20 protein-coding genes, 1 pseudogene and 1 riboswitch are annotated in these 19,743 nt (G+C 69.9%); of the genes and pseudogenes, 7 read left to right on the forward strand and 14 right to left on the reverse strand.

Going from position 1 to position 19,743, the window contains the following annotated elements; genetic code table 11:
* Positions 1 to 84: 84 nt before the first annotated feature.
* Positions 85 to 597, forward strand: coding sequence for a SecDF P1 head subdomain-containing protein (locus tag ACUZ2Y_RS07930; protein ID WP_476328419.1), 513 nt, complete (start codon positions 85 to 87; stop codon positions 595 to 597).
* Here ACUZ2Y_RS07930 and ACUZ2Y_RS07935 read toward each other — a convergent pair whose 3' ends face one another.
* Entirely contained in the window at positions 598 to 1,425 is an 828-nt protein-coding gene (locus ACUZ2Y_RS07935; RefSeq protein WP_476328421.1) for an aldo/keto reductase, read from the reverse strand.
* An 85-nt stretch (positions 1,426 to 1,510) separates the two neighbouring features.
* Here ACUZ2Y_RS07935 and rnhA point away from each other — a divergent pair, with 85 nt between their 5' ends.
* A complete protein-coding gene (rnhA, locus tag ACUZ2Y_RS07940; protein WP_476328423.1) occupies positions 1,511 to 1,990 on the forward strand; it encodes a ribonuclease HI in 480 nt (159 codons plus the stop codon).
* A 47-nt stretch (positions 1,991 to 2,037) separates the two neighbouring features.
* Here rnhA and ACUZ2Y_RS07945 read toward each other — a convergent pair whose 3' ends face one another.
* Together ACUZ2Y_RS07945 and gcvP are read right to left on the reverse strand one after the other, a co-directional pair.
* A complete protein-coding gene (locus ACUZ2Y_RS07945) occupies positions 2,038 to 2,358 on the reverse strand; it encodes a hypothetical protein (protein WP_476328425.1) in 321 nt (106 codons plus the stop codon).
* 87 nt (positions 2,359 to 2,445) lie between these two features.
* Positions 2,446 to 5,313, reverse strand: a complete 2,868-nt coding sequence (gene gcvP / locus ACUZ2Y_RS07950) for an aminomethyl-transferring glycine dehydrogenase (protein WP_476328427.1) — start codon at positions 5,311 to 5,313, stop codon at positions 2,446 to 2,448.
* Between the two features lie 178 nt (positions 5,314 to 5,491).
* A riboswitch (glycine riboswitch) is annotated at positions 5,492 to 5,592 on the reverse strand.
* 79 nt (positions 5,593 to 5,671) lie between these two features.
* Between gcvP and ACUZ2Y_RS07955 the strand changes: the two genes are divergently transcribed.
* Entirely contained in the window at positions 5,672 to 6,436 is a 765-nt protein-coding gene (locus tag ACUZ2Y_RS07955; protein ID WP_476328429.1) for a GNAT family N-acetyltransferase, read from the forward strand.
* A gap of 107 nt (positions 6,437 to 6,543) precedes the next feature.
* Here the strand turns inward: ACUZ2Y_RS07955 and ACUZ2Y_RS07960 are convergent, their stop codons facing one another.
* The 7 genes from ACUZ2Y_RS07960 to ACUZ2Y_RS07990 form a co-directional block, all read right to left on the reverse strand.
* A complete protein-coding gene (locus ACUZ2Y_RS07960; RefSeq protein ID WP_476328431.1) occupies positions 6,544 to 7,110 on the reverse strand; it encodes a MerR family transcriptional regulator in 567 nt (188 codons plus the stop codon).
* A gap of 197 nt (positions 7,111 to 7,307) precedes the next feature.
* A complete protein-coding gene (locus ACUZ2Y_RS07965) occupies positions 7,308 to 7,781 on the reverse strand; it encodes a bifunctional nuclease family protein (RefSeq protein ID WP_054046144.1) in 474 nt (157 codons plus the stop codon).
* Between the two features lie 151 nt (positions 7,782 to 7,932).
* Entirely contained in the window at positions 7,933 to 8,589 is a 657-nt protein-coding gene (gene ftsR, locus ACUZ2Y_RS07970) for a transcriptional regulator FtsR (RefSeq protein ID WP_476328434.1), read from the reverse strand.
* A gap of 70 nt (positions 8,590 to 8,659) precedes the next feature.
* Positions 8,660 to 9,112, reverse strand: a complete 453-nt coding sequence (gene garA / locus ACUZ2Y_RS07975) for a glycogen accumulation regulator GarA (RefSeq protein WP_091375509.1) — start codon at positions 9,110 to 9,112, stop codon at positions 8,660 to 8,662.
* Between the two features lie 131 nt (positions 9,113 to 9,243).
* Entirely contained in the window at positions 9,244 to 9,846 is a 603-nt protein-coding gene (clsA, locus tag ACUZ2Y_RS07980; RefSeq protein WP_476328436.1) for a cardiolipin synthase ClsA, read from the reverse strand.
* Between the two features lie 25 nt (positions 9,847 to 9,871).
* Entirely contained in the window at positions 9,872 to 10,081 is a 210-nt protein-coding gene (locus tag ACUZ2Y_RS07985) for a hypothetical protein (protein ID WP_228769914.1), read from the reverse strand.
* Positions 10,078 to 10,332, reverse strand: a complete 255-nt coding sequence (locus ACUZ2Y_RS07990; RefSeq protein WP_476328438.1) for a hypothetical protein — start codon at positions 10,330 to 10,332, stop codon at positions 10,078 to 10,080. Before ACUZ2Y_RS07990 ends, ACUZ2Y_RS07985 begins: the two co-directional genes overlap by 4 nt.
* Positions 10,333 to 10,537: 205 nt before the next feature.
* On the opposite strand from ACUZ2Y_RS07990, the gene ACUZ2Y_RS07995 reads away from it, so the two are divergent.
* The gene (locus ACUZ2Y_RS07995; RefSeq protein WP_476328440.1) at positions 10,538 to 11,848 is read left to right on the forward strand and encodes an FAD-binding oxidoreductase; all 1,311 of its coding nucleotides are present in this window, start codon (positions 10,538 to 10,540) and stop codon (positions 11,846 to 11,848) included.
* Positions 11,849 to 11,927: 79 nt separating this feature from the next.
* Here the strand turns inward: ACUZ2Y_RS07995 and ACUZ2Y_RS08000 are convergent, their stop codons facing one another.
* Positions 11,928 to 12,752: a crotonase/enoyl-CoA hydratase family protein gene (locus ACUZ2Y_RS08000; RefSeq protein WP_476328442.1), complete on the reverse strand. Its 825-nt coding sequence runs from the start codon at positions 12,750 to 12,752 to the stop codon at positions 11,928 to 11,930.
* Between the two features lie 177 nt (positions 12,753 to 12,929).
* Here ACUZ2Y_RS08000 and ACUZ2Y_RS08005 point away from each other — a divergent pair, with 177 nt between their 5' ends.
* From ACUZ2Y_RS08005 to ACUZ2Y_RS08015, 3 genes and pseudogenes are all read left to right on the forward strand, one after another.
* Positions 12,930 to 13,088 carry a hypothetical protein gene (locus ACUZ2Y_RS08005; RefSeq protein WP_476328444.1) on the forward strand — a complete coding sequence of 53 codons (159 nt, stop codon included), beginning with the start codon at positions 12,930 to 12,932 and terminating at the stop codon, positions 13,086 to 13,088.
* Positions 13,089 to 13,114: 26 nt separating this feature from the next.
* The gene (locus tag ACUZ2Y_RS08010; RefSeq protein WP_476328446.1) at positions 13,115 to 13,912 is read left to right on the forward strand and encodes an alpha/beta fold hydrolase; all 798 of its coding nucleotides are present in this window, start codon (positions 13,115 to 13,117) and stop codon (positions 13,910 to 13,912) included.
* A gap of 141 nt (positions 13,913 to 14,053) precedes the next feature.
* A pseudogene (locus tag ACUZ2Y_RS08015) lies at positions 14,054 to 15,202 on the forward strand (MFS transporter); the annotation flags it as partial.
* Positions 15,203 to 15,205: 3 nt separating this feature from the next.
* Here ACUZ2Y_RS08015 and ACUZ2Y_RS08020 read toward each other — a convergent pair.
* The 3 genes from ACUZ2Y_RS08020 to uvrB all read right to left on the reverse strand — a co-directional run bounded on the left by ACUZ2Y_RS08020 (position 15,206) and on the right by uvrB (position 19,713).
* Positions 15,206 to 15,880, reverse strand: a complete 675-nt coding sequence (locus ACUZ2Y_RS08020) for an ArsR/SmtB family transcription factor (RefSeq protein WP_476328448.1) — start codon at positions 15,878 to 15,880, stop codon at positions 15,206 to 15,208.
* 476 nt (positions 15,881 to 16,356) lie between these two features.
* Positions 16,357 to 17,415, reverse strand: coding sequence for an LLM class flavin-dependent oxidoreductase (locus tag ACUZ2Y_RS08025; protein ID WP_476328450.1), 1,059 nt, complete (start codon positions 17,413 to 17,415; stop codon positions 16,357 to 16,359).
* Between the two features lie 138 nt (positions 17,416 to 17,553).
* Positions 17,554 to 19,713: an excinuclease ABC subunit UvrB gene (gene uvrB, locus ACUZ2Y_RS08030; RefSeq protein WP_476328452.1), complete on the reverse strand. Its 2,160-nt coding sequence runs from the start codon at positions 19,711 to 19,713 to the stop codon at positions 17,554 to 17,556.
* Positions 19,714 to 19,743 lie beyond the last annotated feature (30 nt).

Raw genomic sequence — 19,743 nt, forward strand, 5'->3', positions numbered from 1 at the left:
CATCGTGGTCGGGATGGGGGCCGCAGTCGCTGAGTCCCAACGGAAAGCGCCCGAAGCGGGCCCGGGTCACCGTAGGATCCGATCATGCCGAAGCTGATCGTCCTTGCCGGGCTGCTGCTGGCCCTCACCGCGTGCGGCAAGGAATCCACACCGACACCGCCGCCCTCTTCGCAAACCACACAAGCGGGCAGCGGTCCGGTCGACGTCAAGGTCCCGGTCGAGATGCGGCCGGTGCTCTCGGTCGACCCGCCCGCTCAGACCCCGGCCCCAGCCGCACCTGACGTGCTGACCGGGGAGGATGGTTCCACTTACCGCCTCGGTCCCTCCATCGGCGACTTCGGCCGGTTCAGGAACGTCGGGGTCGAGCAGATGGACGGGCGCTGGGTGCTCAACATCGATCTGCCCGACGACACCGCCGCGATCTTCGCGAAGTGGACGACTGAGAACGTGGGCAAGCAACTCGCCATCGTGGTGGACGGCGAGTTGGTCTCGGCGCCGCAGATCGCGTCGGCGATCACCGGTGGCTCGCTCCAGATCGCCGGTTCGTTCACGCAGAAGGAGATCCGGGAGCTGGAGCGCGCCATCACCGGGAAGTGATCACGCCCAGAACTGTTCCGGGTCCGGCCCGGTGCGCACACCGTTGTCGAGACCGTCGAGTGCCTTGTGGTCCTCGGCGGTCAGTGCGAAGTCGAACACCTCGAAGTTGGCGCGGATCCGCTCCGGGGTGACCGACTTCGGGATGACGATGTTGCCCAGGTCCAGGTGCCACCGCAGCACCACCTGGGCGGCGGACTTGCCCAGCCGGTCGGCGATCGCGACCACGGTCGGGTCGGCGAGCACTACGCCTTGCCCGAGCGGGCTCCACGCCTCGGTGGCGATGCCGTGCTTGGCGTGGAAGGCGCGCAGGTCGGCCTGGGGCAGGTTCGGGTGCAGCTCGATCTGGTTGACCGCGGGCACCGTGCCGGTCTCGGCGAAGAGGCGCTCCAGGTGTGGGACGTGGAAGTTCGAGACGCCGATCGAGCGGACGCGGCCGTCTTCCTTGATCTTCTCCAGCGCCCGCCAGGTGTCGACATACTTGTCGGCGCCGGGTGTGGGCCAGTGGATCAGGAACAGGTCGATGTAGTCGAGGCCGAGGTTCGCCAGACTCTCGTCGAACGCCCGCAACGCCTCGTCGTAGCCCTGCCGGTCGTTCCAGACCTTGGTCGTGACGTAGAGCTCCTCACGCGGCAGGCCGGACTCGGCGAGGGCCTGGCCGGTGCCCACCTCGTTGCGGTAGTACGCGGCGGTGTCGAAGCTGCGGTACCCGGCACCGAGGGCGTCGGCCACGACCGCGCGGACCTCGTCGTCGGGCACCTGGAACACCCCGAAGCCGAGCTGCGGGATGGTGGTGTCGTCGTTCAGCGAGATGTCAGGGTTGGTCGGCATGCGGCGGTTTCCTCCTGTGTGGATGTTCTCCACCAGGTGCCAACTCCCGGCGGGCCGACATATTCCCGCCGCTAGGATCGCGCCAATGACCGTGGTCGAGATCTACACCGATGGCGCCTGCATCCCCAATCCCGGCCCGGGCGGCTGGGGCGCGGTCCTGCGCTACGGCGACAACGAACGCGAACTGCGCGGCGGCGACGCGGGTGAGACGACCAACAACCGGATGGAGCTGATGGCGCCCATCCAGGCTTTGGAGACGCTGACCAGGGCGGCCAAGGTGGATCTGTTCACCGACAGCACCTACGTCCGCAATGGCATCACCAAGTGGGTCACCACCTGGAAGTCCAACGGCTGGATGACCAGCGCCAAGAAGCCTGTGGCCAACGAAGACCTCTGGCGCCGCCTGGATTTGGCCGCCGCCCGCCACGACATCGAGTGGCACTGGGTCAAGGGCCACGCAGGCCACCCCGACAACGAACGCGCCGACCGCCTCGCTTTGGCGGGCCTCCACGACGCCTTGCTGGCCGCGGGTTTGGAACTCCCGACCGGCCGCAAGCGAGTCTGAGAAACACCCCGCCGGAGCACAAACTAACCCCGGCCTGGGGGATGAGGCTACTTGCTGTCTTGGGTTGGCGAACTGGCGGTGACAGGACCAAGTTCCTGGTCAAGCCGAGTCGGCCAGTCCTCTTCCGCGAGCCCAGCGGCGACGAGCACGTCACGCCAGTCCTGAGTGCTCAAGGTGAGGGCTCGACGAAATCGCGTGATGTCTCCCTGGGCAAGCAGAATGATCGCTGCGTGCACGCGCTCAGTGCCGAGGGTGTTGTCACTTTGGTGTGAAAGATCCGCGAGGAGGCGCAGGATCTCCTGAGCAGAACCGGGTTCGGGGAAGTCCAGTCGTATCCGCCGTCGCAGTCGTGTTTCGGGTGTGGTCACTGGTTGATCCCGTCATGGAGATGCTCAGCTGTGGGAGACAGTGCCGGGCCCCGCCGAAGGTTCTCGGCGGGGCCCGTGATCAAGCCATCAACTCTGGTACGCGTCCAGCGGCGGGCAGGAGCAGACCAGGTTGCGGTCGCCCTTGGCGCCATCGATGCGGCGCACCGGGGGCCAGATCTTGGTGGCGGTGACGCCCGCCGGGTAGACCGCTTCCTCCCGCGTGTACGGGTGGTCCCACTTGCCCGCGATCGACGCCGCCGTGTGCGGGGCGTTGCGGAGGGGGTTGTCCTCCAGCGGCCAGTCCCCTGCCGCGACGCGGTCGACCTCGCCCTTGATGGCGATCATGGCGTCGCAGAAGCGGTCGATCTCGGCCAGGTCCTCGGACTCCGTGGGCTCCACCATCAACGTGCCCGCGACCGGGAACGACATGGTCGGTGCGTGCAGGCCGTAATCCGCCAGCCGCTTGGCCACGTCGTCGACGGTGATGCCGGTGGCCTTGGTCATGGGGCGCAGGTCGAGGATGCACTCGTGGGCCACGAAGCCGCCCTCGCCGGTGTAGAGGACCGGGAAGTGCTCGTCGAGCCGACGCGCGACGTAGTTGGCCGCGGCGACCGCGGTCAGGGTCGCCCGGCGCAGGCCGTCGGCGCCCATCATGCGGACGTAGGCCCACGAGATCGGCAGGATTGATGCGCTGCCCCACGGGGCCGCGCTGATCGGGCCGACGCCGGTGGCCGGGCCGGCCAGCGGCTGCAGCGGGTGGTTCGGCAGGAACGGCGCGAGGTGCGAGCGCACGCCGATCGGGCCGACGCCGGGGCCGCCGCCGCCGTGCGGGATGCAGAAGGTCTTGTGCAGGTTCAGGTGCGATACATCCGAGCCGAACTTGCCGTACCGGGCGAGACCGATGAGCGCGTTGAGGTTCGCACCGTCCACATAGACCTGACCGCCCGCGTCGTGGACCAGGGCGCAGACCTCGCGCACGGTGTCCTCGTACACCCCGTGGGTGGACGGGTAGGTGATCATGATCGCGGCGAGGTCGTCGGCGTGCTCGGCGACGCTGGCCCGCAGGTGGTCCATGTCGATGTTGCCCGAGTCGTCGCACTTGACGACGGCGACGCGCATGCCCGCCATGACCGCGCTGGCCGCGTTGGTTCCGTGCGCGCTCGACGGGATCAGGCAGACGTCGCGCTCGCCGTGGCCCTGCGAGCGGTGGTACGCGCGGATCGCCAGCAGGCCGGCGAACTCGCCCTGGCTGCCCGCGTTGGGCTGCAGGCTGACCGCGTCGTACCCGGTGAGCTGCGCGAGCCAGGTCTCCAGGTCCTTGATCACCTGAAGGATCCCGGCGGCGTCCTCGGCCGGGGCGAACGGGTGCAGGTCGGCGAAGGCCGGCCAGGTGATCGGCTCCATCTCCGCGGTCGCGTTGAGCTTCATCGTGCACGAGCCCAGCGGGATCATGCTGCGGTCCAGCGCTACGTCCTTGTCCGACAACGACCGCAGGTAGCGCAGCAGCGCGGTCTCGGAGCGGTGGGTGCTGAACACCGGGTGCGTCAGGTACGCCGACGTCCGCACCAGCTCGGCCGGGATGGCGTCGTCGGTGTCGAGGTCGAGCGCGTCGGCGTCGGCGCTCACGCCGAACGCCTGCCACACCAGGGCGAGCGTGTCGCGCGAGGTGGTCTCGTCGCAGGCGACGCCCACGTGGTCGGCGTCGACCAGGCGCAGGTTGACGCCCAGGTCGCGAGCCGCCGCGACGACGTCCGCGGCCTTGCCGGGGACACGGACCTGCACGGTGTCGAAGAACGAGTCGGTCACCACGTCCACGCCACCGGCGCGCAGGCCCGCGGCCAGCACGGCGGCCATGCGGTGGGCGCGGGTCGCGATGGCCTTGAGGCCGTCGGGGCCGTGGTAGACCGCGTACATCGAGGCGACGACGGCGAGCAGCACCTGCGCGGTGCAGATGTTCGAGGTGGCCTTCTCGCGGCGGATGTGCTGCTCACGGGTCTGCAGCGCGAGCCGGTAGGCCAGGTTGCCATCGGCGTCGGTGGACACCCCGACGAGTCGGCCCGGCAGCTGGCGCTCCAGTCCGGCGTGGACGGCCATGTAGCCGGCGTGCGGTCCGCCGAAGCCCATCGGGACACCGAAGCGCTGGGTGGTGCCGACGACGACGTCGGCGCCGATCTCGCCGGGCGAGCGGAGCACGGTCAGCGAGAGCAGGTCGGCGGTGACCGCGACCTTCGCGCCGCGCGCGTGGGCGTCGGCGATCAGGGCTTCGTGGTCGCGCACGGCGCCGCTGGCACCCGGGTAGGACAGCAGGACACCGAAGAAGTCGCCCTCGGGCAGCCCGTCGGCCAGGTCGGCGACGACAATCTCGATGCCGAGGGGCTCCGCGCGGGTCTCGATGACGGCGACGGTCTGCGGGAACGTGTCGGCGTCGACGACGAACCGGGCCGACTTCGACCGGCCTGCGCGGCGCAGCAGGGTCATCGCCTCGGCGGCCGCGGTGGACTCGTCGAGCATCGACGCGTTCGCCGTCGGCAGGCCGGACAGGTCGGCGACCATGGTCTGGAAGTTGAGGAGGGCTTCGAGCCTGCCCTGGGAGATCTCCGGCTGGTACGGCGTGTACGCGGTGTACCAGGCCGGGCTCTCCAGCACGTTGCGCCGGATCACCGGCGGCGTCACGGTGCCGTAGTAGCCCAGGCCGATCATCTGGGTGAGCGTGCGGTTGCGAGAGGCCAGCTCGCGCAGCTCGGCCAGCGAGCCGAACTCGGTCGCGGGCGGCGGCAGCTGGAGGCCCATGTCACTCTCGCGGATCGACTCCGGCACCGCGCGCTGGGCGAGTTCCTCGAGCGACCCGACCCCGATGACGTCGAGGATCTTCGCCAGCTCAGCGGGTCGGGGACCGACGTGCCGGTCGGCGAACAGGGTGCCGTGCTCGAGCGCGGCGAGGGGGATCCGAGTCATGGTGCAGCTCCTCCGGCGATACAAGGGGTCGGGCCTGAGCGGGTGGTTGCCCGCTTGGCCCTCCCCCTCTGTCCGTGCCCGAGAACCCGAGCGCCTGAGAGCTTCGTCCGAACTGCCGGACTTGCACCTTCGGCGGGGCTTCCCAGGGGTGCCTGGGTCGCCCGCTTTCCAGAGGCGTCTCGCCCACGCGGTCCTTGTGCCTGAGAGGTTCCGGGGAGGATTTGCTCCTTCGGCGTCGACACGGCCGGTTGACCGCTCGAGCTCTCCCGCGTGGGATCAGCGACGACACCCTGAAGTCTAGACGGTGGGTGTCCAAAGTCGTTTGCCCAGAGTGCTCAATGCGGGGTCCACTGTCACAATGGACACCTCGTCGGCACTCTCCGCGTTCGACCGGCAACTCAGGCGTGAACTTCCGCCCGGTGATTCGGCCACAAGGGTCGACCGCACGGCCCGGCTTGTCCGACACGTCAGCGACCAGCCGCACAGCTGGACCGGCGTGGTGTGGAGCGACCTGGACGACGACACCGCCGACGCCGCGATCGCCGCCGAGTCCCAGAACTTCCGCGGCGGATACGAGTGGAAGTACTACACCCATGACCTCCCCGCCGACCTGCCCGATCGGCTGCGGGCGGCGGGCCTGCACCAGGGGGACCTGGAAGCGGTGATGGTCGCCGAGGCGGCGGAGGTCCCCGATTTCGCCCCGCCCGCCGGGGTCGACCTGATCGACGTGACGGACGAGGAAGGCATCGTCCGGGCCACCGAGGTGCACGACGAGGTCTTCGGCCAGTGCCACCGCGGCCTGCGTGAGCGGCTCTTGGCCGTGCTCGCCGAGGCCCCGGAGACCCTGGACGTGGTGCTCGCGGTCGCCGGTGACACACCGGTGAGCGCCGCGCGAACCGACTACTGCCCCGGTACCGAGTTCGCGGGACTCTGGGGTGGCGGCACCCTGGAGGCGTGGCGCGGCAAGGGCATCTACAAAGCCCTGGTCAGTCACCGCGCCCGCCGAGCCCAGGCCCGGGGAGTGCGTTACCTGCAGGTGGACGCGCTACCGACGAGCGAACCGATCCTGCGCCGCATCGGCTTCACCAGAGTGACGTCGACCCGCCCGTTCACCCTCGGGTAAGCGGTTACTGCCAGCCGCCGGGCTGCTGCTGTGGCGGGGTATCCGGGCTGACGGGGTAGCCGGGCTGGTGCGGGTAGCCGTCGCCCGGAGCCCATTGTCTGTCGTACCTAACCGGCGTTGCGCGCCTTCCGGCGCTGGGTGAGTTCGTCCTGCGACTGGTGCGGCATCTCGATGCCGTCCGCGCGCTCGGCGGGGAACTCGTGAATCGTGCCGCTGATCTCTCGGATGGCGCCGCTGACCGCGATGCCGAAGACGCCCTGTCCGCCCTGCAGCAGGTCGACGACCTCTTCGGGGGAGGTGCACTCGTAGACCGTGGTCCCGTCGCTGAACAGCGTGATGCGGGCGAGATCGCGCACGCCGTGCCGACGCAGGTGGTCGACCGCGACGCGGATGTTCTGTAGGGAGACGCCGGTGTCGAGCAGGCGCTTGACGACCTTGAGGACCAAGACGTCCTTGAACGAGTACAGCCGCTGCGAGCCGGAGCCGTGCGCACCGCGCACCGTGGGAACCACCAGGTCAGTGCGCGCCCAGTAGTCGAGCTGCCGGTACGTGATGCCTGCGATCTGGCACGCGGCAGGACCCCGGTAGCCGACGAGCTCGTCGGGCAGCGAGGCGTCCGGAAACAGCTCGCCCTGCTCTCCGGTATCAGCCCCGACGGGACCTTCCTCGAACACGCCTGCCTCCCCTCGTCCGACCACCGATGTGGCCGGCGAACGAGACCGCCCGTTCCGCTCTTGGGAACCGCCGGCCATGCGTATCGGCCGGTGCGGGCTGTGGGTCACGGCCGCATCGGCGATTCGCTCATCCCTGACGGTAAGACTGGCGTGGGGACTGGTCAACGCGACGCGCGGGAACGCGACGCGCCGGTTGCTCAGGTGTCGGCGCCGCGGAAATCTTCCGGCGAGACGGAGTCGAGGAACTCGCGGAACTTCTCGACCTCGTCCTCCTGCTCGTCCGGAATGATGAGCCCGGCTTCCTGCAGCACGGAGTCCTCGGCGTGGATCGGGACACCGACCCGCAACGCCAGTGCGACGGAGTCGCTCGGCCGGGCCGAGACCCGGACATCGCCGTCGAAGACGAGTTCGGCGAAGAACGTGCCCTCGCGAAGATCGGTGATGCGGACCTGCTCCAACTCCCGGCCCAGCGCCCCGATCACGTCCTTGAGCAGGTCGTGGGTCAGCGGCCGCGCGGGCCGCACCCCCTGCTGCTCGAGGGCGATCGCGGTCGCCTCCACGGAGCCGATCCAGATGGGGAGATACCTCTCACCTTCGGTCTCGCGCAGCAACAAGATCGGCTGGTTCGCGGGCAACTCCACCCGCACTCCTACGACGCGCATCTCGCTCATCGGGCTCGCCTCCCTCCGCTCGCTGGGGCGTCCGGCGTCCCGTCATCTGAGGATCGCTTATCGCCTACTTCGACGCTACCCGCCATCCGGCTCGGACGCCTGACTATCTCATCGTGATCAGATCACAATGATTACCTGCACAAGGCCACATTTACCGGCCCGTGATACGCCGCAGACCTGCCTTGACCAGCAATGAGTGCAATCCGACCGACAACGCCCCGAGTTCGCGGGCGATGCTGTCGGCGCGATCGCGCGCCGCGGGATCGCGCTGCCGGTACATCGGGGCGACCACCTGCTCCATGAGACCGACCTCCCGGTCGGCCGCCGCGCGGAACGCGCGCAGGTGCCGGGGCTCGATCCCGTAATCGGCCAGGCCCGCGGCGAGCCGGGCGATCTGAACCGCGTCGCCGTCGTAGAAACCGTCCGTGCCCGCCGCGACGAGTCCGTACTGCTCGAGATCGTCGAGCAGCACGCCCGCCACACCTGCCTGGCGTAGCACATCGTCCCTGGTCAGCCGCGGGTCCGAGCTCGCGGCGAACTCGTCGGGATCGATCCGTTCCACGGCGACCGTGAGCGGCCGGGCGGCACCGCCGCGGTCGGCCTGCTCCAGCTGGTCTTTGATCACGCGCAGCGGCAGGTAATGATCGCGCTGCGCGGCCAGCACGAAGCGCAGCCGCTCCACGTCGTCGCCGGTGAACCGCCGGTATCCGGCGGGCGAGCGGTCCGGCCGGATGAGGCCTTCCGCTTCCAGGAACCGGATCTTGGAGATCGTCACGTCCGGGAACTCGGGGCGGAGCCGTTGCAGCACCGCCCCGATGTTCCACCCGTCACTGGCGGGCCGCGCCGCCGTCACGGTCGAATGCCCATAAGTCAAACCACTAGGCGCCCGCGCCGGGTCCGGTGAGGAACACCAGGCGGAACTTGCCGATCTGGACCTCGTCGCCACCGGCGAGCACGGCCTGGTCGACCGGCTCGCGGTTGACGTAGGTGCCGTTGAGGCTGCCGACGTCGATCACCACGAACTCCCCGCCCTCGCGGCGGAACTCCGCGTGGCGGCGGGACACGGTGACGTCGTCGAGGAAGATGTCGCTGTCCGGGTGCCGTCCCGCACTGGTGGTGTCGCGGTCGAGCAGGAATCGGGAGCCCGCGTTCGGGCCACGCTTGACCACGAGCAGGGCCGACCCGGCAGGCAGGGCGTCGACACCCGCGACCGCGGGTTCTGGAGCCGGGGCCTGGGTGCCCTCGACATCGGAGAGGAAGTCGGCCCGGAATACGGAAGTCCGCTCCGGAGACTGCTCCGGCGGGACGCCGGGCCCGTCGTTCGTGCTCACCTGAGCTCCTCCTGCTGTCCTATTACGTTGAACAGTGCCAACGTACCGTGCGCGATCAGCAGCCGGGCCGGTGGCTCCCCTCCAGCCCGCACGATCGAACGAAGATCGTCTCACGCGGAGGGTTCGGTTGGCTACGCGACCCGGGTCCTGGACCGCAGTGCCGCCCGCGTCTGCACAAGGTAGAGCGCGCCCGACCACAGGAACAGCGCGCCGCCCCAGATGGCCAGCGCGTACGAGATCGGCCGGACGACCCCTGCCAGCGTCGAGGTGCCCTCGGCGAGCAGCAGCAGCGGGAAGGCGTACATCAGGTTGAACGTGGCCGCCTTGCCGATGTAGGTGACCTCCGGCGGGCCGAAGCCGCGGCGCCGCAGCAGCGCGATGCAGCCCGCCACGACCACGTCGCGCGCGATCAGGACGGCCGCCACCCACCACGGCACGATGTCGCGCAGGACGAACGCGACGATCGTGGCGAGGGTGTAGAGCCGGTCCGCCAGCGGGTCGAGCAGCGCGCCGAGCCTGCTGGCCTGGTCGAGCCAACGGGCGATCTTGCCGTCGAGCCAGTCGGTGAACCCGCTGAACATCAGGATGGCGATCGCCCACCCGTCGGCGTGCGGCACCAGCAGCAGGTACAGGAAGACCGGCACACCGGCCAGGCGCAGCGCGCTGAGCGCGTTGGGGATGGTGAGGACCCGGTCGGATCCCCGGTCAGACGGTTCCCCGTCGCGTGCGGCCATGAGCAGGGAGCGTAATCGGCCCGGTTCAGGCTCGGCGGTGCGACCAGCCTTGGGTGTCGAGCGCGGTCGGGGTCAGGGCGCAGGGCCTGCCGTAGGTGTCCATGCCGACCCAGCGGGCCGTGCCCGCGAACCGCTCAAGGACGAATGGGTGGCCTTTGCTCCAGACGACGCTGCAGGGAACGGTCGGGAGGGGGCGGGGCTTGCGGATCACGGGTCTGGCCGCGATGTCGTTCACGCTGTTTTCCGTTCAGCACGATGGTGGGTCCAACCCTGCCGCTCGAGCGCGGCTCTACTCAGCGACTGCAATCTGCCGTAGCGGTCGAAACCGACCCAGAACGCGTACCCGTCGTCCCCGACTTCCAGGACGTAGGCGCGCCCGCGGCTCCACACGACGCTGCAGGGCAAGGTGGGCAGTCTACGCGGATGCAGCTGGGTCAGCGCGGGCTGACCCGACTCGGGTTCGAACTCCGAGATCGCCTCGCTCATCTCGCCCACCTCCGTCAGAAGTGTCGATCACGCAGTCGGCTTCGTTAGCCTGTTCACCTAGTGGACGCCTGACGGGTGGAGTTGTTCCACTTCCTGGCCCACACAGAGCGAAATCGCGCACCCTGAAAGGGGACCTGTGAGCCTCGCCCGGCGGCTTGCCTCGACGGTGGGTGACGACCATGTCCTCACGGATGCGGGTCGGTGCATGGGTTTCACGACGGATTGGACCGGCAGATACCGCGGCCACGCCCGATTCGTCGTCCGGCCCGCCGACCGCGAGCAGGTCGCCGAGGTGCTGCGGCTGTGCCGCGACGATGGCGTCGGCGTGGTCCCGCAGGGCGGAAACACCGGGCTTGTCGGCGGCGGGATCGCCCACCACGGCGAGGTTCTGCTGAGCCTGACCCGGCTCGACACCCTCGGTCCGGTCGACCCGGCGAGCAGGCAGGTGACCGCGGGCGGTGGCGTCACGCTGGCGGCGCTGCGGGCGCACGCGGTCGCGGCGGGGCTGGACTTCGCCGTCGATATCGCGTCCCGGGACAGCGCGACGGTCGGCGGAATGGTGGCCACGAACGCGGGCGGACTGCGGGTGCTGCGGTGGGGGTCGATGCGCGAGCAGGTCGCCGGGGTGGAGGCGGTCCTGGCCGACGGGCGGGTCGTGGGCACGCTTTCGGGGCTGGACAAGGACAGCACCGGCTACGACATCGCGGGCCTGCTGACCGGCAGCGAGGGCACCCTCGCCGTGATCACCGCCGTCCGGCTGCGGCTGGTCCCGGCGTTCGCACATAAGGCGACGGCGACGCTTGCGTTCGCGAGCACGTCCGACGCGGTCGCCGCGGTGGCGGCGTTGCGGTCGCTGCCCTCATTGACCTCGGCGGAGGTGTACTACGACAACGGCGCGCGGCTGGTGTGCGCCCACCGGAAGGTGCCACCGCCGTTTCCGGTGGCGCACCCGGTGTACCTGCTCGTGGAGTGCGCCGACAACACCGATCCGACCGAGGCGCTCGGGGCCGCCGTCGAGGGCCTGTCGGGGGTGCTGGACTCGGCTCTGGCGGTCGACGAGCCCTCCCGCCGGGCGCTGTGGACCCTGCGGGAGGGACACACCGACGCGGTCAATTCCCTTGGCACGCCGCTGAAACTCGACGTCGGCGTGCCCCCGGCCGCCGCCGCGGAATTCGAGCGCGAGGTGCGCTCGATCGTCACCACCGGCACGTTGGTCCTCTTCGGACACTTGGCCGAGGGGAACTTCCACGTCAACGTGGTCGGCGCGGGCGCCGACGAGGACCGGATCACCGAGGCGGTGCTACGCGCCGCCGCCGCCCACGGCGGAACAATCTCCGCCGAACACGGCATAGGCGTGGCCAAATCCCCCTGGCTCCACCTAACCCGCTCCCCCGCCGAACTAGACCTCTACACCGCCATAAAACAAGCCTTCGACCCCGACGGCGTGCTCAACCCCAGCGTCCTCACTCCGCGAGTCGCCCCGCCAGACGAACGAGTCGCCCCTCCAGGCAAGTGAGTTCGACATTCGCGAGTCGCGAATGTCGAACTCATTCGCCTGGAGGGGCGACTCGTTTGCCGCGAGGGGCGACTCGCGGTTACTCGCCGGTGAAGTTGGGGGGGCGGCGTTCCAGGAAGGATTGGACGGCTTCGCCTAGGTCCTTGCTGGGGAGGAAGGCGGAGTTCCAGGCGGCGACGTAGCGCAGGCCGTCGGCGACGCGGCGGTCGCGGTCCTGGCCGAGCACGTCCTTGGTGCCCTGCACGACCAGCGGCGGGTTCTGCGCGATCTCGGCGGCCAGCGCGCGGGCGGCGTCGAGCAGGGCGGCCTGGTCGGGGTGGACGTCGTTGACGAGGTTGATCGCGCGGGCCCGCTCGGCGTCGATGTCCTTGCCGGTGAAGGCGAGTTCGCGCAGGTGACCCTCGCCGATGATGCCGGAGAGCCGCTGCAGGCTGCCCAGGTCAGCGACGATCGCGACCTTCACCTCACGGACGCTGAACTTGGCGTCGGCGCTGGCCAGGCGAATGTCGGCGGCGGCGATGACGTCCACACCGCCGCCGATGCACCAGCCGCTGACCGCGGCGATGACCGGTTTGCGGCACGCGGCGACCGAGGTGACGGCGTTCTGCAGGTCGCGGATGGTGTCCAGGAACCGGGTGCGCGCGCCCGCCAGGCTGTCGGGGCCGAGCATGTCGGCCCAGGAGCCCATCATCGCGGGCAGGTCGAGCCCGTAGGAGAAGTGCGCGCCGCTGCCGGTGAGGACGACCGCGCGGACCTCGGGGTCGGCGTCGAGGGCGGTGAAGACCACCGGCAGCTCGCGCCAGAAGTCCGGTCCCATCGCGTTGCCCTTGCCCGGACCGAGCAATGTCACCTCGGCCACATGATCGGCGACGTCGACTTTCAGGGACACCAGGTTTTCTGTCATGCGGCTATTATTACTCACGAGTAACCAGTTGTCTGCCCGCGCCTGGGACGGGGATCTACTCGCGGTATGTCAAGCCACGCTGCCGGGTTCCCCCGATCGTGCAAGCCCTGGTGTGCCAGGCCGCACCCCGGCGCGGGGTAAATTCCGAGTCCGGAACGGGAGCGATGGGAGACCCGCATGGCAGGCCAGACCGCTATGTCGACGCCGATCTTCGACGAACTGCTGCGGGAGATGGCGGCGAACTCGGCCAAGCCGGAACAGCCGAAGCCGGACACGGCCGAGCAGACCGAGGCCAAGTCGGCCGCAGGCGCCGGTCGGCGCAGGCGGCCCGAATAAGCCGTACCGCCGAGTAACCTCTCGGCATGGAACTCGCGCGGTCCTTCACCACCGGCGGCCACACCCTGCGCTACACCGAGTTCGGCGCGGGCGACACGCTCGTCGTCCTCACCCACGGCCAGCTGATGACCCGCCGCATGCACGCGCCGCTGGCCAGGTCGCTGGCCGACGCGGGCTACCGGGTGATCACCCTCGACCTGCTCGGCCACGGCGAGTCCGACCGGCCGACCCGGTCCTGGGAGTACTCGATGTCCATCTGGGCCGCCCAGGTCGTGGCCCTGCTCGACCACCTCGGCGTCGACCAGGCCGTCATCGGTGGCACGTCGCTGGGCGCCAACGTCTCCCTGGAGGTCGCCGTAGCGGCCCCGGAACGCGTCCTCGGCCTGGTCATCGAGATGCCGGTCCTGGACAACGCCATCGTCGCCGGTCTGATGGCGTTCGCCCCGCTGCTGTTCACCGCCCGCTTCCTGCCCGCGCTGGTCCGGGGCGTGGCGTGGCTGGCGGACAAGGTGCCCAGCGGCGACCAGTGGGTCGACGTCGTCACCGACACCCTGCGCCAGGAACCCGCCGCGATGGCCGCGGCCGTGCACGGGATCTTCTTCGGCCGCATCGCCCCGCCGAAGGCGCTGCGCATGGCGATCACCGCCCCGGCCTTGGTGATCGGGCACCGCCGCGACCCGATCCACCCCTTCGGCGACGCGGACATGCTCGCCAACGAAATGCCCAACTCGATGTTCGTCGAAGCGGAGAGCCCCCTCGAACTGCGGTTGCGGCCCGAGCGGCTCACCGGTCGGATCACCGGCTTCCTGGAGACCATTTCCTGATCGAATCCCGCTGAACCACCCGCACGTGGATCGCGCGACCGGCATACTCCAAGCGGCCGAATCCCCGACCCGCGACGGACGCCCATGACCTCGACGCGCAGCACCGCTTCCCGGGGCATGTTCGAGCCCTTGCGGCACACCATGTTCCGCAGGCTCGCGACCGGCCGGGTGGCGACCTACCTGGCCAACTCCATCGCCCCCATCGCGCTCGCGTTCGCCGTGCTGGACCTGACCGGCTCGGTCATCACGCTGGGCCTGGTCGTCGGCGCCCGCTCGATCGCCAACGTGACGCTGCTGCTCATGGGCGGCGTGCTTGCCGACCGGTTGCCGCGCGGGGTGATCCTGCAAGGCGCGAGCATCGCCGCGGCGGTGTCGCAGGCGCTGACCGGCGCCGCGGTCCTCATGGGGTTCGCGACCGTGCCGTTGCTGATCGTGCTGAGCGTGGTCAACGGCGCCGTCTCCGCGGTGTCGCTGCCCGCGGCCTCGGCCCTGACCCCGCAGACCGTCCCCGCGCACCTGCTGCGGCAGGCCAACGCGGTGGTCCGGATGGGCGTCAACACCGCCATGATCGCGGGGGCGTCGCTGGGCGGGATGGTCGCGGCGTTCGCCGGGCCCGGCTGGGCGGTCTCGGCGACCGCGCTCGTCTTCGCGGTCGCGGCGGTCTGCTATGCCCGGGTCGACGCGCCCGAGATCGACGAGACCGCCCCGACCCGCCCGCTCGCCGACATCCGCGCGGGCTGGCGCGAGTTCACCGCGCGGTCCTGGGTGTGGACGGTCGTGGCGGGCCTGATGGTCATCAACGCGGCCGTGGTGGCCGGTGTCTTCGTCCTCGGCCCGTCCATCGCGGACTCGACCATCGGACGGTTCGCCTGGGGCCTGGTCCTCGGCGCGCAGACCGTGGGGTCGCTGGTCGGGGGCATCGTCGCCAGCCGGTGGCTGCCGTCGCGGGCGCTGCTGTTCGGCACCGCGCTGCTCGGGTCGCAATCGGTGGTGCTGGTGGTCCTGGCGCACGCGCCGATGATGATCCCGCTACTCGTGGTGATGTTCGTGGGCGGCATCGCGGTCGAGCAGTTCGGCATCGCGTGGGACCTGGCGCTGCAGGAGAACGTGCCACAGGACCGCCTCGCCCGCGTGTACTCCTACGACGCCCTTGGCTCGTTCATCGCCATCCCCTTGGGCGAGATCGCCGTGGGTCCGCTGGCGAAGCACTTCGGCGTTTCCGCCACGCTCACCGGCGCCGCGATCCTGGTCGCCGTCGCCGTCCTGGTGGTCTGCTTCGTGCCCGCCGTCGGCTCACTGCGGCGCAAGCCGGACGCCGAGCAGGCCAAAGAGCGCGTCACTGCCCGGGTCGGTCAGTCGGACAGCCCGCGAAGTACCGACGCGGACTACCCACCGCCGGGCCATCAGGGTGGCGCACAGGGCCGCCCCGGCGGCACCGGCGAGGTGCGGCCTGCGCTCAGTCCAGTCGAGACAGGCACGGGCGACGGGCCGGGTGCCTGACCGCAGTTCGACATCCAGGTCGCCGAACCACGCCGCGCCTTCCTTGGTGACACTGAGGTTGTCGTCCAGCAACCCGTTGGCCCGCATGGCATCGGCGATGCCGACGCCGAGGGTGCCCGCGAGGTGGTCGTAGCAGGTGCGCGCGGCGGCCATGGCCTTGCTGGTGGTAGCGGCTTTGAGGGTCTTCGTTGGGGCGGGCGAGAGCCTGGTCATCATGAGTTCGATGAGCGCGGCGGTGCTGGAATCGGCCAAGCGGACGTAGCGGTGTCGGCCTTGGCGTTCCTCGGTGAGCAGACCGCCCTCGACGAGTTTGCTCAGGTGTTCCGACGCGGTGGATCGCGCGACGCCCGCCGCGTTGCCGAGTTCGGTCGCCGTCCAGGCTCGGCCGTCCAGGAGCGCCAGGCAGAAACCTGCCCTCGTCTCGTCGGCGAGGAGAGCGGCGAGCTTGGCCAGGTCTTGGGCGGACATGGGTTCAGGATGCACCGTGGACGGTTCGGCGGCGGCCGAAGTGTGGTCAGTCGTCGGCCGGGCGGTGTTCTACACCCGGGCGGCGACCTGGGTGCGGTTGCGCAGGCCGAGCTTGGTAAGGATGTGGTCGACCTGCGTCTCGGCGGTGCGCTGGGAGATGAACCATGGCTTCGCCAACGCGATCGCGCACGAGCAGTTGCGGCCGCAACGCGGCCGTGGCGGCCTCCCGGATGGCCGCGGGCTTGCCGTCCAGCATCTCGACCACACCCAGGTAGCACAGCCCGCCTGCCCGGCGGTGGGCCTTGGCCGGCACCCGCCTGCACAGCCGGTCTTCCCCACCCACCGGGACCGACGAGCGCGACCGGCCGGTCCGCCGCCGGCAGCCGCGGCGCGGTCCTCCATCTCGGCGGCGCGGCCGACGTAGCTGGTCAGCTCCGTCTGATCACGATCCGGCGTGATGGCCGTCACAGACGCCCCTAGGTGTTCAGAAGCTGCTTGACCCGAGGCACGACCTGCTCGCCGTAGAGCCGGATCGACTCAAGCCGCTGCTCGTGCGGCAGCGCGCCGACGCCGTACTTCAGCTGGAATCGGGACAGGCCGAGGGTCCGCACGGACCAGGCGATCTTCTGCGCGACGGTCTCGGGCGACCCGACGAACAGCGCGCCGCGCGGACCGGCCATCGCGTCGTAGTCGGCGCGGGTCATCGGCGCCCACCCGCGCTCGGCGCCGATCTTGGCGAACGCGGCATGGTGATGCGGGAAATGTTGGGCCCGCGCGAGTTCATCGGTCTCGGCGATGTGTCCCGGGCTGTGCATGGCGATCGGCAGCTCCGGGTGGCCCGCCTCGGCCAGCGCCCGCCGGTACAGCTCGGCCAGCGGGACGAACCGCTCGGGCGACCCGCCGATCACCGCCATCACCAGTGGCAGCCCGTACGCGGCGGCCCGGACCACTGACTGCGGCGTGCCCCCGACACCGACCCACGCGGGCAGCCGACCCGCCTCGGTCACCGGGTATGCCTGCGCGTGCTCCAGCGGCGGCCGTACCGTTCCGCTCCACGTGACCGGCTTCTCGTCCTGCAGGTGCGTGAACAGGTCGAGCTTCTCGGCGAACAGCACGTCGTAGTCGGCCAGCGAGTGCCCGAACAGCGGGAACGACTCGGTGAACGACCCCCGGCCCAGCGTGACCTCCGCCCGCCCGCGCGACACCGCGTCCAGCGTGGCGAACCGCTCGTACACCCGGACCGGGTCGTCCGAGCTGAGCACGGTCACCCCGGTGCCGAGCCGGATCCGCTCGGTCTGGCCGGCGATCGCGGCCAGCACGACGTCCGGTGAGGACACCGCCATCTCCGCCCGGTGGTGTTCGCCGACGCCGAAGTAGTCGATACCCACCTGGTCGGCCAGCACCCCCTCGGCCACCACCTGGCGGATCGCCTCCGCCTGGCTCACCAGCTGACCGTCGGCGCCGTTCTCCACGTCACCGAAGGTGTCCAGCCCGAACGTCGGCTTCTGCCGCGTACCCAGGATCTCGTAGCTCATGGCCCCACTCCCGCATTGGATAGTTGAACTCTCAAACACAGGGTGGGTCGCCACTATTCCCGCGGGTCAAGGATGGTCGACGCGGTGTGGACAGCACCGGCGACCACGTCCCGCCTTGCCGCTGTCAGCGACCGCCGGTCACTTGATCCCGGCCGCGTCCATTCCGCGCAGTTCGCGCTTGAGGTCGTGGATTTCGTCGCGCAGGCGGGCCGCCAGTTCGAACTGGAGGTCTCGGGCCGCGTTCATCATCTGGTCCGTCAACTGCTGCACCAGGTCCGCCAGTTCGGCGCGCGGCATGGATTTGACGTCCTTGCCGCCCACGATGCCTGCGCTTCGGGCGTTGCCGGGCTCCCCCGCCGCCCGCTTGCCGCGGGAGGTGTTGCGGCCGGAGCCGCCCACGGGGACCGAGTCGTCGTCGCCTGCCTCGGTGAGGACGCGGTCGAGGATGTCGTTGATCTTCTTGCGGAGCGGCTGCGGGTCGAGTCCGCGCTCAGTGTTGTACGCGACCTGCTTGACGCGCCTGCGGTTCGTCTCGTCGATGGCGTGCCGCATCGAGTCGGTGATCCGGTCGGCATACATGTGGACCTGGCCGGAGACGTTTCGGGCCGCGCGGCCGATGGTCTGGATCAGCGACGTACCGCTGCGCAGGAAGCCTTCCTTGTCCGCGTCGAGGATCGCGACCAGCGAGACCTCCGGGAGGTCGAGGCCCTCACGCAGCAGGTTGATGCCGACCAGGACGTCGTAGTCGCCGAGCCTGAGCTGCCGGAGCAGCTCGATGCGGCGGAGGGTGTCGACCTCGGAGTGCAGGTAGCGCACCCGGATGCCCAGTTCCAGCAGGTAGTCCGTCAGGTCCTCGGACATCTTCTTGGTCAGGGTCGTGACCAGCACGCGTTCGTCACGCTCGGCGCGTTCGCGGATCTCGTGGACCAGGTCGTCGATCTGGCCCTCGGTCGGCTTGATGATGACCTCGGGGTCGATCAGGCCGGTCGGGCGGATGACCTGCTCGACGAACTCGCCGCCCGCCTGGCCCATCTCGTACGGGCCCGGGGTGGCCGACAGGTACACCGTCTGGCCGATCCGCTCGGCGAACTCCTCCCAGGTCAGCGGCCGGTTGTCGACGGCGCTGGGCAGCCGGAAGCCGTGCTCGACCAGGTTGCGCTTGCGGGACATGTCGCCCTCGTACATGCCGCCGATCTGCGGCACGGTCACGTGGGACTCGTCGATGACCATCAAGAAGTCGTCGGGGAAGTAGTCGATCAGGGTCGCGGGGGCGGTGCCCGCGCCGCGGCCGTCGATGTGCCGGGAGTAGTTCTCGATGCCGGAGCAGAACCCGACCTGGCGCATCATCTCGATGTCGTATGCCGTGCGCATGCGCAGCCGCTGCGCCTCCAGCAGCTTGCCCTGGCGCTCCAGGGTCGCGAGCCGCTCCTCCAGCTCCGCCTCGATGGCGCCGATCGCGCGTTCCATGCGCTCGGGGCCGGCGACGTAGTGGGTGGCGGGGAAGATCCGCAGCTCGTCGACCTCACGGACGATGTCGCCGGTCAGCGGGTGCAGGTAGTAGAGCTTGTCGACCTCGTCGCCGAAGAACTCGACGCGGATGGCCAGCTCCTCGTATGCCGGGATGATCTCCACCGTGTCGCCGCGCACGCGGAACGTGCCGCGGGCGAAGGCGATGTCGTTGCGCGCGTACTGGATGTCGACCAGCGCGCGGAGCAGCACGTCGCGCTCGACCTCGCCGCCGACGTTGAGCCCGACCGAGCGGTCGAGGTAGGACTGCGGGGTGCCGAGGCCGTAGATGCAGGACACCGAGGCGACCACGATGACGTCGCGCCGCGAGAGCAGGCTCATCGTCGCGGAGTGGCGCAGCCGCTCGACGTCGTCGTTGACCGACGAGTCCTTCTCGATGTAGGTGTCCGTCTGCGGGATGTACGCCTCGGGCTGGTAGTAGTCGTAGTAGCTGACGAAGTACTCGACCGCGTTGTCCGGGAAGAACTCGCGCAGCTCGTTGGCCAGCTGGGCGGCGAGCGTCTTGTTCGGCGCCATGACCAACGTCGGCCGCTGGACCCGCTCGATGAGCCAGGCGGCCGTCGCCGACTTGCCGGTGCCGGTGGCGCCGAGCAGCACGATGTCCTGCTCGCCCGCCTTGATCCGCTTCTCCAGCTCCTCGATGGCGGCCGGCTGGTCGCCCGCGGGCTGGTAATCCGCGACCATGCGGAACTTCCCGTCGGCACGGGGGATGTCGCCGACGGGTCGGTGTTCGGAGTGCGCGAGGACTGGGTGCTCGGTCGGGAAAGCCACAACCCGACAGTACGCGGCCCCACCGACAAT

It is taken from the genome of Actinokineospora sp. UV203 (genome assembly GCF_056323665.1).